This is a genomic window from Hymenobacter segetis, assembly GCF_038448715.1.
GTDB classification, from domain to species: Bacteria; Bacteroidota; Bacteroidia; order Cytophagales; family Hymenobacteraceae; genus Hymenobacter; species Hymenobacter segetis.
On sequence record NZ_JBCEVZ010000007.1, the window covers coordinates 109,280 to 122,069 of the forward strand.

Genomic DNA, 12,790 nt, shown 5'->3' on the forward strand with positions numbered 1-12,790 from the left:
GGGGCTCACGACTAGCGTTCCGCTTGCCTCCGCAGCTTCTTCAATATACCAATTTTCCTATTGATTTCCGAGGGCGCTGGCATCTTCGTGCTCACTCGCGCGCCAGGCGGAGGCGGGCCTGGCCCTGGGTACCGCTCAGCAGCAGGTAGTAGATGCCGCCGCTCCCCATCTGCCGGGCGAGGTCCAGTTCCACCGCCGCGCCGGAGGCGGAGGCAGGCAACTGGCCGGTGGCCACCCGCTGGCCCTGCGCCGACACTAGGGAGTACGTCACCGCGCCTTGTACGCCCTCGGGCAGCACCAGCGTGAACCGGCCGGTGGCCGAGGGATTGGGGTAGGCCTGCACCCGGAATGCCCCCAGGGTTTCTGCTTGCGGCTGGCTGGCGGTGGTCAGGCGGCCGGCCGGTGGAGCCCCGATTTGCTGCCAGAGCTCGACGCCGGAGAAATTAGGCCAACCGCCGGTGGTGGTGAACCGAATGGTGCCGGCCGGACCAAGCGTGACCGGGTAGGGCCCGAGCTTGGCCCAGGTGCCGGCCGGGCCGCTGTTGTAGTTGGGCCGCACCACCTGCCCGTTCAGGCTCAGGCTATACACTTCCGGGTTGTTGTCTTCCCACACGTAGAGGTAGGCCATGTAAGTGCCGGCCGGCACGGCCGAGAGCGTCAGTTTCAGGCTGGGGCCGTACACCGAGGCCCGAATCATGCCCGCCCGGGCCGCGTCGGTGGCCGGCACCAAGGGCACATTCTGGTTCTGGAAGCCCGCCCCGTTGGTCGAATAGTTTGGGGCCGTGCTGCCGGCCCAGGCGTGGCCGTCGAGCGTGAGGGCCGGGCCATTCAGGTTGATGGCCCGGTAGAAGGCGTAGGTGTTGTCCAGCGCCTGGCTGTATTTCACGGTGAGGAAGTCGGGGCCGGTGACGGCTCCCGTGCTGCTGCCGGTCACCAGCACGTTGCCGCTATTGTCCACGGCCAAACCTATGGGTCTGAGGATTTCATTCCTTTTTCCCCATGCAGCCGAACCATCCAGGCTATTGTAACGCACGGTGAAGGTTCCGATTGAAGCTGTATTGAGGCTGTTGCCCGTGACGTAGACGCCGCCGCTGTTGTCCACCGCGATGGCGCAGGGCGCGTCGTAACCGTTGCTCGGGCCATTGTAGGTGCTGGCCCAGCTCTGCGCCCCGGTGGCCGCGGCGTAGCGCATCGTGATATAGTCACCGTTGTTGGCACCGAAAATGTCGGTATAGCCCGTGACGTAAACCCCACCGGCATTGTCCACGGCTATTGCGCTGGCCAAATCGTCACCGTTAGCGGGGCTGTTGTAGCGGCTGGCCCAACTTTGCGCCCCGGTAGCAGCGGCGTAGCGCACCGTAGCCATGTCTTTATCTGATACCCCGGTGACGTAGACGCCGCCGCCGTTCACAGCGATGCCGTAGGCCGCATCGTCGCCGTTGGCAGGGCTATTGTAGCGGCTGGCCCAGGTTTGCACGCCCGTGGCCGCCGCGTAGCGCACCGTGGCGTAGTCGTTATCGTAGAGTACGCCGTTATTGCTTAGGCCCGTGACGTAGACGCCGCCGCTGTTGTCCACGGCGATGGCAAAGGGTTGGTCGTAGCTATTGGCGGGGCCATTATAGCGACTGGCCCAGGTTTGCACGCCCGTGGCCGCCGCGTAGCGCACCGTAGCAAAGTCCCGGCTTGCGCCATTGGTTGAGCCCGTGACGTAGACGCCGCCGCTATTGTCCACGGCAATGGCCCGGGGCCTGTCGTCGCCGTTGTCGGGGGCATTGTAGAAGCTGACCCAGCTCTGCGCGCCCGTGGCAGCATCGTAGCGCAGCGTTACATAGTCACCACCAGGGGTGCCGTAGATGTTGTTATAGCCCGTGACGTACACCCCACCGGCATTATCTACCGCAATAGCACTGGCTTGCCCGCCACTGTACTCGCTCATCCAGAGCTGTTGGCCGGCGGGCGAATACTTTACCGTTACCACCCTGATACTGCCCACTGTATTACCGCTGGATGTTCCGGTCACGTAGCTGTTCCCAGCGTTATCTACCGCTATAGACGTGACACCGTCCCACAGACTGGCGGCCCCGGAATACGAATCCGACCATCCGACGGCACCGGTAGCAGCCTGGATTTTTACCGTGTAAAGGATTGGGCTGGTCCCAGGCGCCTGGCTGCTGCCCGTGACGTAGACGCCCCCGGCGTCTACCGCCAAGGCGCGGGCCTGGTCGTCGCTGCCGCTGGCCGGGCCGCTGCTGCGGCTGGCCCAGCTTTGCGCGCCCGTGGCCGCCGCGTAGCGCACCGTGGCATAGTCATTATCAGCGGTACCGGGGCTGATGCCCGCGACATACACCCCGCCGCTGTTATCCACCGCAATGGCGCGGGCGCCGTCGTAGCCATTGGCCGGGCCGTTGTAGGTGCTGGCCCAGCTTTGGGCCCCCGTGGCCGCGGCGTAGCGAACAGTCACGTAGTCCCCGTTTTTGGTCCCCGCCACGTAGACGCCGCCGGTGTTGTCCGTCGCAACGGCCTGGGCACTGCTACTCGCATAGGTGCCCACCCAGCTCTCGGCTCCGGTGGCCGCGGCGTAGCGCACCGTGGCGCAGCCGCCATGGCTGGTGCCCGTGACGTAGACCCCGCCGCTGTTGTCCACCGCGATGGCGCTGGCGTCGCTATAATTGTACGTACTGGTACTAATAATGGGGTTGTACGTATTGTACCAACTCTCGCCCCCCGTGGCGGCGTCGTAGCGCACCGTCTCGTAGTAATGTTTGGTGGGGAATGTAGGATTATCGATGCTGGTACCCGTGACGTAGACCCCGCCGGCGTTGTCGACCGCAATGGCCAGGGCGCGGGAGAAAAGGCCGTGTATCCGGGCCCAACTTTCAACCCCGGTGGCCGCGTCATAGCGCACGGTACTGAAGACCCTCACTCGATAACGGGTACTGGTTCCCGTGACATAAACGCCGCCGGCATTATCTACGGCGATGGCAATGGGGTTGTCATTGCCCAGGGAGGGGTCGCCGTACAACGCGTTGTAGGTGCGGGCCCAGCTTTGCGTTCCCGTGGCGGCGTCGTAGCGCACGGTCAGGTAGTCGGTAAGTGAGTAGGTGGATATAACGGTGCCCATGACGTAAACGCCCCCGGCATTATCTACCGCAATGGCTTGGGCACTTCCCCCGGCGTAGGTGCGCAACCAGAGCTTTTCGCCGGTCGGCGAATACTTTATCGTTACCATTTTCGAGGCCGTCGCGCCGCTGTCCCGGGCCGTGCTGGTGGCGTAGCTGTTGCCGGCATGGTCCACCGCTATCGAGATGGGCTGGTCGGGCAGAATGGGGGCACCGGCCGTCGCGCGGCCCTGGCCGTCGTAGCGCGCGGCCCATTCCTCCGTGACCTGCTGCTGCGCCTGTAGCGCATGGGTGAGAAACAAACAGCAGCAAATCAGCAGCAGACGCGTGCAAACCGTGCCGACATAAAAGCGGGAGTAGGAAGTATCAGCCATAAGGAAAAGGGGGGGAAAGTGGCACAAGCAGCCCTCTCCCCTCTTGTGAGAGGGGGCCAAGGGGGCGGCGCGAGCATCTTGCAGCCGCGCCGGGAATTGGGAATCTACTTTGCTGCCGGGGCCAGTGGGGGAACGGGCACCCGGGGGGTGGAAGGGGCTGATAAGCGTAGCCGTCGCGTCAGTACAATTGTAAATGTATATATTTAATTTATAATTGCAATAATTTAATTTAATTCCCCCGCAAATCTGTCTGAATGGGCCTCTATCGGGCCGAAACAAGCCCTAAATGACCGGAAAGGGCATCTCGAGCGCGCATCCTTCCATTCCGGCGGCGTGCGTACCTTTGCCCGCAGTGATGGGTCGCCTCACCGCGGCGCTTTCGGGCGACGAGGAAAGTCCGGGCAACGCAGAGCACCTTGCTTCCTAACGGGAAGGACTGGCAAGCATAATGCGAACCAGGACAGCGAGTGCCACAGAAAATTACCGCCTACGTACCGGCCTTCGGGCCGGTGCCGGTAAGGGTGAAAAGGTGCGGTAAGAGCGCACCAGCGGGCGGGCAACCGTCCCGGCTGGGTAAACCTCAGGGGTTGAAAGACCAAATAAGCTGGTACGCCGGCGCGGCTTCGGCCGCATCGGCTCCGGGCGGCTCGTCCGGCGCCAGCGGGTAGGTTGATGGAGCCTTTCCGCGAGGACTGGCCTAGATAAATGGTGAGGCAGGGGCTTCGGCCCCGGACAAAACCCGGCTTACAGACCCATCACCTCACAACAGAAAGGCCACTCCCGCCCGGGAGTGGCCTTTTTTGTTTCCAAGCGCCGGGGCCGCCCCAACGGGCGGAGCGCATGCGCTGTGCGCGTTGGGGCCGCCCCACTGGTCATAGTACACGCGCTCCGCCCGTTGGGGCGGCCCCACTGGTCATAGTACACGCGCTCCGCCCGTTGGGGCGGCCCCACTGGCTATAGCGCATCCGCTATGCCCGTTGGGGCAGTCCCGCTGGCAATAGCGCATGCGCAATGCCCGTTGGGGCGGCCCCACGGCTCAGCGGTTATTTCTTATTGGCGGCGCGTACGGCTTTCACCTCCGCCACGGTCACGGCGCTGGCTTTGTTGCCGAAGTTGCTGCGCACGTAGGTGAGCACGTCGGCCAGTTGCTGGTCGGTCAGGTAGGCCTGCGAGGGCATCACGCCGTGGTAGTCCTCGCCGTTGATTTCCTCGCCTTTGAGGCCATTGAGCAGCACTTTCGTGAGGCGGGTTTTGTCGCCCAGCACGTAGTCGGTTTTGGCCAGGGGCGGGTTCATACCGTCCACCCCAAGGCCGTCGGCCTGGTGGCAGGTGAGGCAATATTGGGTGTAGATGGCCTTGCCCTTGAGCACCGAGGCCGAGGCGGCGGGGGCTTTGGCCGCGGCTTTGGGGGCCGGTTTTTTCTGGGCGAAGGCCGGGGCACTGGTCAGGGACAGCGCGGCCAGCAGGGCAAAATACTTCTTCACGAACGCGCTTATTTCTGGTTGTACACGATGCGGTAGATGGTGCCGGCCTTGTCGTCGCTAACGTAGAGCGAGCCGTCCGGGCCCTGGGCCAGGCCGCAGGGCTTGTGGTCGGCGCGGCCGCTGGCCACCTTCTCGGGCGAGCCGGCAAAGTTGTCGGCAAACACTTCCCACTGGCCGCTCGGCTTGCCGTTTTTGAAGGGCTGAAAAACCACGTAATAGCCCTTCTGAGGCTCGGGGGCGCGGTTCCAGGAGCCGTGGAAGGCGATGAACGCGCCGTTGCGGTACTTCTCCGGAAACATGGTGCCGGTGTAGAACAGCAGGCCGTCGGGGGCAGTGTGGGCGGGGTAGGCGGCGGCGGGCTCCAGGTACTTGGGGTCGGCCAGCTTCTTGCCGTCGCCGCCGTACTCGGGGGCCAGCATTTTCTTGTGCGTTAGGCCGTCGTAGTACAGGAAGGGCCAGCCGGCATTCGCACCCTTGGTGATTTCGTAGAGGCACTCGGCCGGCAGCTCGGCCGACTGCTTGGTGGTATACATCTCGGGGAAGATGTCGTGGAGCTGGTCGCGGCCGTGCTGCATCACGAAAAGCTGGTTGGCCTGCGTGTTCCAGTCGAGGCCCACCACGTTGCGCAGGCCGGTGGCGTAGCGCGTGCCGCTGCCATACGTCTGCCCCACTTTATCGGCCCGGAACTGCCAGATGCCGCCCGCCGAATCCAGAATCGGGCAGTTCTGCCGGCCCATCGAGCCCTTCTCCCGGTCCTTCACCTGGCAGGAATTCGAGTAGGCCCCGATGTTCACGTAGAGGTTGCCCGCATTATCCAGCACGATGGATTTGCTCTCGTGCTCGCCCCGGTTCAGCAGGCCCGACACGATTTTTTCGGGCTGCGTGGGGTTGGTCACCTCCCCTTTCGCATCGAGCTTATAGCGGTACACGTCCTCATCCGAAGACGCGTACAAATAGCCGCCCTTGGCATAAATCCCCGTGCCCCCGTAGCTGCCGAAGCCGCCCGTCACGGTGGCCTTGCCGGTAGCAGTGGGCTTTAATTCGAGGATGCCTTTGCCGTCTTTGGGCTTATTGAGTTTTACAAAAATGTTGCCCTGCGGCGTCACTGTAATATGCCGGGCGCGGCCGCCGGTTTCGGCCACCACCAGCGCGCCAAAGCCGGCGGGCAGCTTCAGACCGGCGTTGTTGGGGTCGGCCACCACGGTGGGCTTGCTGGTGAGCGAGTAGAGGCTGAAGCTGCCGGCCAGCGCCGCCGTGAGCAGCAGGGGCCGGGTTATCGTGTTTTTCATGCGGGGAATTGGGTTGAAAAGAACGGACTGAAAGAACGGGGTAGAGACGCAACATTTTGCGTCTCGTCGTTGAACGGTCGGGGCTGCGCTGTTATGCTTTACGCTGAACGGGGCAGCAATAACAACATCAGCAACGATGAGACGCAAAATGTTGCGTCTCTACCTCGTTCAATATCCAGCTTAAACTCCTAGCGCCGCTTTTCGTTACCTTCGCGCCGCTCTATTTGCATTCCATCCGTATTCCGCCCCGCATGCCCCGCATCCTCATCATCGACGACGAAAAAGCCATCCGCAACACGCTGAAGGAGATTTTGGAATTTGAAGGCTACAAAGTTGACCAGGCCGAAGACGGCCCCGCCGGCCTCGACCTGCTCATCCAGCAGAAATACGACGTGGTGCTCTGCGACATCCGCATGCCCAAAATGGACGGCCTCGAAGTCCTGACCCGCGCCCAGGCCATGGGCACCGACGCCGCCTTCATCATGGTCTCGGCCCACGGCAGCATCGACACGGCCGTGGAAGCCACCAAAAAAGGCGCCTACGACTTCCTGCCCAAGCCCCCCGACCTCAACCGCCTCCTCGTCACCGTCCGCAACGCCCTCGACCGCACCAAGCTCGTCACCGAAACCAAGACGCTCAAAAAGAAGCTCTCCGTCACCAAAGGCTCGGAAATGGTAGGCTCCTCGGCCGCCCTCGGGGCCGTGCGCAAAGCCATCGAAAAGGTGGCCCCCACCGATGCCCGCGTCCTCATCACCGGCCCCAACGGCGCGGGCAAGGAGATGGTAGCCCGCCAGCTCCACGAGCTCAGCAACCGCGCCCAGGGCCCGCTGGTAGAAGTAAACTGCGCCGCCATCCCCTCCGAGCTGATTGAAAGCGAGCTATTCGGCCACGAAAAAGGCTCCTTCACCTCGGCCGTCAAGCAGCGCATCGGCAAGTTTGAGCAAGCCGACGGCGGCACCCTCTTCCTCGACGAAATCGGCGACATGAGCCTCTCGGCCCAGGCCAAAGTGCTGCGCGCCCTGCAGGAAAATAAAATCACCCGCGTGGGCGGCGAGAAGGAAATCTCGGTAAACGTGCGCGTCCTCGCCGCCACCAACAAAGACCTGCTACAAGAAATCGCCGACAAAAACTTCCGCGAAGACCTCTACCACCGCCTCTCGGTCATCCTAATCCAAGTCCCTTCGCTGAATGACCGCCGCGAAGACATCCCCGAATTGATTCAGAAATTCCTCAACGACATCGCCGCCGACTACGGCAACAAGCCCAAGAAAATAGATGCCGCCGCCCTGGAATATTTGAAGGGCCTCGACTGGCGCGGCAATATCCGCGAGCTGCGCAACGTGGTGGAACGCCTCGTAATCATGAGCGACGACACGATTACGGAAGGCGACGCGAAGGCGTTTGCAGGGAAATAGAAGTCGTATTGGACAATTAAAAAAGGCAGCGCCAAAATCGACTGATTCTGGCGCTGCCTTTTTATTTACCGCAGTTTCGATGACAGGCTTATCTTTTTATTTCCTTGTAATCATCAAAATCAACTTCTTCTTTTTCAAACAAGTTGCTGCGCCCTAAAAATTCGGCAATTAGTTTTATAATGGGTTGGTTGTTATCAGCCATGATAAAGGCAAAGTCCCAAATATCTTTTGACAAGGAAAACCATCCCTTACTTGAAGAAATCTGAAATATCACTTCGTCATTCATCCACAAATCTATAACTCCATCAATTTTAGGATTGATATCCTGAATCGTTGCCAACAGGTCGCTGTTAAAGTCTGCATCAGAACTATCAAGGAGGAATTCCAAGAGCAATTCATCCGACCCATAGCCAGGTCTTAGATGATATTTGTACGGCTTTCCCAAAGGATTTAATTTTACAATTACACCATCTGATTACACCCGCGCACGTCCGAATTATCCATCCGTCCCAGAACTTCAAACGAGCCGTCCGGGTGCATCCGCGCTAAGTCCTTGGTTTCGATGAAAGCGCAGGAATCAATGTTCGCCAAATCAATCACATTGATGGCCCCATCGGGTCTGTCACCAATCGAAAATGGGTCCGACGGGTCGCGCAGCAGCACCCGCAGCGGCGCTGGGCTATGGAACCTGCCATCGCCCAGCGAATAGGCTTGGCTCAGCAATTCCGTCATGCCATACTCGGAATGAATACCGACTGGCCCAAACGCCCGCTGCAATTCCGCGTGCAGCTCTTCCCGAATCATCTCGCGGCGGCGGCCCTTCATGCCGCCGGTTTCGAGCACGGTGAGGCCTTGCAGCTCCGGCGCGGGGCCAGCTTCCAGAGCAAAGTCCAGCAGCGCGTAGCTCACGCCAATGAGCATGACGCGGCGGCCGGGTACCTGCTTAGCTTCGGCCAGCGCGTTGCGCAGGGCGGCATGGTCGTGCAGGAAAAATGCCGGCTGCGTCTGCCCCGATTGCTGCGCGAAATAATCCACCATCGCCACCAGTGAGGAATTTCCCTGCTCCAGATACGACGGCAGCAGCGCCAGAAACGTCCAGCCCGTGAGCGGGCCGTAGTATTGCTCGAAGATACGGGCTGCGTTTTCGCGGTACAGGGCCGGCTCGCGCACGAGGTGGCGGCTGCGCTGCTGGAGCGTGGTGCCGCTGCTGAGAAACGTTTCCTGCGGCTCCCATTCGGCCGGCTGGGTGCGGACTTCGTGGGTTTTGAAAAACTCGATGGGCAGGAAGGGAATATCCGTCAGCCCGGCCACGGCAGCGGGCGCACGACCTAGTTGCGCCAGGTAGGCCGCGTAGGGTGGGCAATGCACAGCCTGATACCGGAACAAATCCAACGCGGCAGCCTCAAATGTGGCGGCCGTAACAAGCGGCAGCCTTTGCAGAAAATCGAAGCGAAAACTCATGAGCAGATGACCAGATTGGCAGGTACCACCGAACCAACCAGGTTGGCTATTCGTTGGGAAGAACGTACTTTGGGGCTACTTCGGCCGTTGTGCTGCTGACTTCTCACTTCCTGTCTATTATGAACTTGTTTCGTACCCTGCGCGGAGTTGCTCTTCTTGGCCTGGCCGGGGCGGGCCTCAGCGGCTGCCTCAGCGCTCCCAGTTACTCGAACACGCCTGAAATTGAGTTTACTGATGTTCGGGTAACGCGCATTCCGCCACCAAAGCCCGGGGATTTGACAGAAGTTGATTTGGAATTTGTTCTGAGCTTTCGGGACGGCGACGGCGACTTGGGCCTCGACCCTGAAGACCTCAACAACCCGCCATTCAACTCTACCACTGGCGGCCATAACGGTAAAGGTTTTGGCCTTAACTATTTCGTTCAGCCCTACAAGAAAAATCCAGCCACCGGAAAATTCGAATTTTTTCTGAACCCGCCACCCTTCGGCAAGGTCGGCGAATACGATGACCGTTATCCGCGCCTGAATGGGGCTGACGGCCGCGCTGCACCGCTGAAAGGCGAATTGCGCCACATGGTGCCTTTTTTTCTTGATGGTACGGTGTTCAACACCGGCGACGTGTTCCGATTCGAAATCAGCATCCTGGACCGTGGCCTGCACGAGAGCAACAAAATCACCACCAGCGAGGTAACGCTGTAGGCCGGCCCGCGAGCCAGCCTACCACGCCAATTGCTTAATAAATAGCCGGAAACTTCTCCGGCGCATCCTCGCTCATCATCTCATAGATGGTGTCGAACACGTCCTCCGCGTTGGGTTTGCTGAAGTAGTCGCCGTCGGAGCTGTAGGCCGGGCGGTGGGCCTGCGCGGCCAGGCAGCGCGGCTGCGCGTCGAGGAAGCGATAAGCCTGCTGCTCGTCCAGCACGTGCTGCATCATGAAGGCGGTACCGCCACCGGGCACGTCCTCGTCGGCAAATAGCACACGGTTGGTTTTCTGGAGGCTGTCGGCAATGAGGTGGTCGGTATCGAAGGGCAGCAGCGTTTGCACGTCGATAACTTCCACGGAAATACCCACTTCGGCCAGCTGTTTGGCGGCGTCCATCACGATGCGGCACATCGAGCCGTAGGTGACGATGGTTACGTCAGTGCCTTTTTGCAGCACCTCGGGGCGGCCTAGCGGCAGGGTGAATTCACCTACGTTGCTGGGCGTTTTCTCTTTCAGGCGGTAGCCGTTCAGGCACTCAATCACGATAGCGGGCTCGTCGCTGCGCAACAGCGTGTTGTAGAATCCGGCGGCCTGCACCATGTTGCGCGGCACGCACAAATGAATGCCCCGGATGCTGCCCAGAATCATCTGCATGGGCGAGCCCGAGTGCCACACGCCTTCCAGCCGGTGCCCGCGGGTACGCACGATGAGTGGGGCCTTCTGGCCGCCCTTGGTGCGGTATTGCAGGCAGGCCAGGTCGTCGCTCAGAATCTGGATGGCATACAGCAGATAATCAAGGTACTGTATTTCGGTGATGGGCCGCAGGCCACGCAGCGCCGCGCCAATCCCCTGCCCCACAATGGTGCACTCACGGATGCCGGTATCCGTCACGCGCAGCTCGCCGAATTTGTCCTGCAAGCCAGCAAAGGCCTGGTTAACATCACCAATCTTGCCCACATCCTCGCCGATGGCGAAGATTTTGGGGTCGCGCTGGAAGTTGGCGTCGAAGCAGGCCTGCAGCACCTCGCGGCCGTCCACCACGGGCGCATCGGCGGCGTAGGTGGCGGGCACTTCTTCAATATTGCCCACCGCCAGCTCGCTCTGGCTGAATAGATTGGAATTGTAGCGGTCAGCGTTTTCGGCCAACAGTTGCTCCAGGTGGCGCTGCACCGAGCGGCGGCCGAAGCTGCGCTTCTCGTTGCGCACGGCGCGCAGCACGCGGCGCATGGTCCGCACAATGTCGGCCCGGATGGGCGTGGGGTTGGTTTTCAGCTGCTCCACCTGCTCGTGCAGCGTGTTCTCGGTGCCGGTGTCGGCCACCAGCTTTTCGAGCAGGGCCACGGCCTCGTCGCGCTCCGCTTTAATGGGGTCGAAGAATGCGGCCCAGGCGGCGGTGCGGGCCGTTTTGATGACGGCGGCGGCGGTTTTTTCGATTTCGTCCAGCTCCAGCTCGGTGGCGTGGCCCTCGGCCAGCAGCCACTCGCGCAGCTTGTGCAGGCAGTCGTGGTCCTCCTCCCAGGTCAGGCGGTCCTTGCTTTTGTAGCGCTCGTGCGAGCCGCTGGTGCTGTGGCCCTGCGGCTGCGTGAGCTCCGTGACGTGGATAAGCACGGGGACGTGCTGCTCGCGGCACACGGCAGCGGCGCGCTGGTAGGTATCCACCAAGCCGGCGTAATCCCAGCCGCGCACCACGTAAATCTCGAAGCCCGACTGGCCTTCGCCGTCGCGCTGCAAGCCCATCATGATTTCGCTGATGCTCTGCTTAGTCGTCTGATATTCAGCCGGCACCGAGATGCCGTAATGGTCGTCCCACACGCTAACCAGCATGGGCACCTGCAGCACGCCGGCGGCATTCAGCGCCTCAAAAAACATGCCCTCCGAGGTGCTGGCGTTGCCGATGGTGCCGAAGGCCACCTCGTTGCCGTTGGTCGAAAGGGTATCGAACTGGTGCAGCTCGGGGTTCTGGCGGAACAGCTTGGAGGCGTAGGCCAGACCCAGCAGGCGCGGCATCTGGCCGGCGGTGGGCGAGATATCGGCCGAGGAGTTTTTGGTGTGGGCGAGGTCGGTCAGGTTGCCGTCGTCGTCCAGCATGCGGGTGGCGAAGTGGCCGTTCATGGCGCGACCGGCCGTGGCGGGCTCTGCTTCCACATCGGGGTTGGCGTAGAGCTGGGCGAAGTATTGCTCCCAGGTAAGCTGCCCGATGGCGGCCATAAACGTCTGGTCGCGGTAGTAGCCGGCGCGGAAGTCACCGTTCTGGAAGGCCCGGGCCATGGCCAGCTGCGGCACTTCCTTGCCATCGCCGAAGATGCCAAACTTGGCCTTGCCCATGAATACTTCTTTGCGGCCGGCCAGCGAGGCGTGGCGGCTTTCCCAGGCCAGGCGGTAATCGGTGAGAAAGTCGGCCTTGGTGAGGGGCGCGGCTAGCGCGGGCACGGCGGTTTCGGCTGCAGACATATAATAGGGGTCAGGATACGTGGGAATTTTGGAGCGGAAGAGGCGGGCGGCCGGGGCCGTGGGGCAAAAATACGGAATCGGGGCCGGGTGGGTGGCGTGGCGGGGTTTGGCCGTATATTTGGGGTACAATGGTAGTAAGTATTCCGTGCTGATTGTCAGCCCGGGACTGTTGCCAGCGGCTTTCTTTTTCTACTTCAAAACCGCCCGCCCCGGCATTTGATTACCGGCTCAGGGTTTAGAAATCATGAAGAAACTCCTTACTATTTGCCTGCTGGCTTTGGCCGGCGCGGCCCACGCCCAGGGCGTGATGCAGTTTTCGACCGACAACCACGACTTCGGCAACGTGCCCGAGGGCACGATGGCCACCTACGAGTTCAAGTTCAAAAACACTGGCAACCAGCCCGTGGTCATTGCCAACGTGCAGGCCAGCTGCGGCTGCACTACCCCGGACTGGACCAAAACCCCAGTGCTGCCCGGCAAGATGGGCGTCATCAA

9 protein-coding genes and 1 other RNA gene are annotated in these 12,790 nt (G+C 61.4%); 4 read left to right on the forward strand and 6 right to left on the reverse strand.

Features of this window, described 5'->3' with window-relative positions; translation table 11 throughout:
* Positions 1–91: 91 nt before the first annotated feature.
* On the reverse strand, positions 92–3,493 hold the full coding sequence (locus AAFH49_RS05050) for an SBBP repeat-containing protein (RefSeq protein WP_342296414.1): 3,402 nt from the start codon (positions 3,491–3,493) through the stop codon (positions 92–94).
* Between the two features lie 352 nt (positions 3,494–3,845).
* On the opposite strand from AAFH49_RS05050, the gene rnpB reads away from it, so the two are divergent.
* Positions 3,846–4,256: RNase P RNA component class A (gene rnpB / locus AAFH49_RS05055), an RNA gene on the forward strand.
* Positions 4,257–4,536: 280 nt separating this feature from the next.
* On the opposite strand, the gene AAFH49_RS05060 is transcribed toward rnpB, so the two are convergent.
* Positions 4,537–4,977 (reverse strand): c-type cytochrome, encoded by a 441-nt coding sequence (locus AAFH49_RS05060; protein WP_342296415.1) that lies wholly within the window; start codon positions 4,975–4,977, stop codon positions 4,537–4,539.
* Positions 4,978–4,985: 8 nt separating this feature from the next.
* A complete protein-coding gene (locus tag AAFH49_RS05065) occupies positions 4,986–6,266 on the reverse strand; it encodes a PQQ-dependent sugar dehydrogenase (RefSeq protein WP_342296416.1) in 1,281 nt (426 codons plus the stop codon).
* A 251-nt stretch (positions 6,267–6,517) separates the two neighbouring features.
* Between AAFH49_RS05065 and AAFH49_RS05070 the strand changes: the two genes are divergently transcribed.
* The gene (locus AAFH49_RS05070) at positions 6,518–7,681 is read left to right on the forward strand and encodes a sigma-54-dependent transcriptional regulator (protein ID WP_342296417.1); all 1,164 of its coding nucleotides are present in this window, start codon (positions 6,518–6,520) and stop codon (positions 7,679–7,681) included.
* A gap of 88 nt (positions 7,682–7,769) precedes the next feature.
* Here AAFH49_RS05070 and AAFH49_RS05075 read toward each other — a convergent pair whose 3' ends face one another.
* Together AAFH49_RS05075 and AAFH49_RS05080 are read right to left on the reverse strand one after the other, a co-directional pair.
* On the reverse strand, positions 7,770–8,069 hold the full coding sequence (locus tag AAFH49_RS05075; RefSeq protein WP_342296418.1) for a hypothetical protein: 300 nt from the start codon (positions 8,067–8,069) through the stop codon (positions 7,770–7,772).
* A 74-nt stretch (positions 8,070–8,143) separates the two neighbouring features.
* Positions 8,144–9,142, reverse strand: coding sequence for an acyl transferase (locus AAFH49_RS05080; protein ID WP_342296419.1), 999 nt, complete (start codon positions 9,140–9,142; stop codon positions 8,144–8,146).
* An 89-nt stretch (positions 9,143–9,231) separates the two neighbouring features.
* Between AAFH49_RS05080 and AAFH49_RS05085 the strand changes: the two genes are divergently transcribed.
* Positions 9,232–9,840, forward strand: a complete 609-nt coding sequence (locus AAFH49_RS05085; RefSeq protein WP_342296420.1) for a hypothetical protein — start codon at positions 9,232–9,234, stop codon at positions 9,838–9,840.
* Positions 9,841–9,874: 34 nt separating this feature from the next.
* Here the strand turns inward: AAFH49_RS05085 and AAFH49_RS05090 are convergent, their stop codons facing one another.
* Entirely contained in the window at positions 9,875–12,295 is a 2,421-nt protein-coding gene (locus AAFH49_RS05090) for an alpha-ketoacid dehydrogenase subunit alpha/beta (protein WP_342296423.1), read from the reverse strand.
* 244 nt (positions 12,296–12,539) lie between these two features.
* Here AAFH49_RS05090 and AAFH49_RS05095 point away from each other — a divergent pair.
* The coding region (locus AAFH49_RS05095; RefSeq protein WP_342296421.1) for a DUF1573 domain-containing protein at positions 12,540–12,790 on the forward strand (251 nt) is incomplete at its 3' end.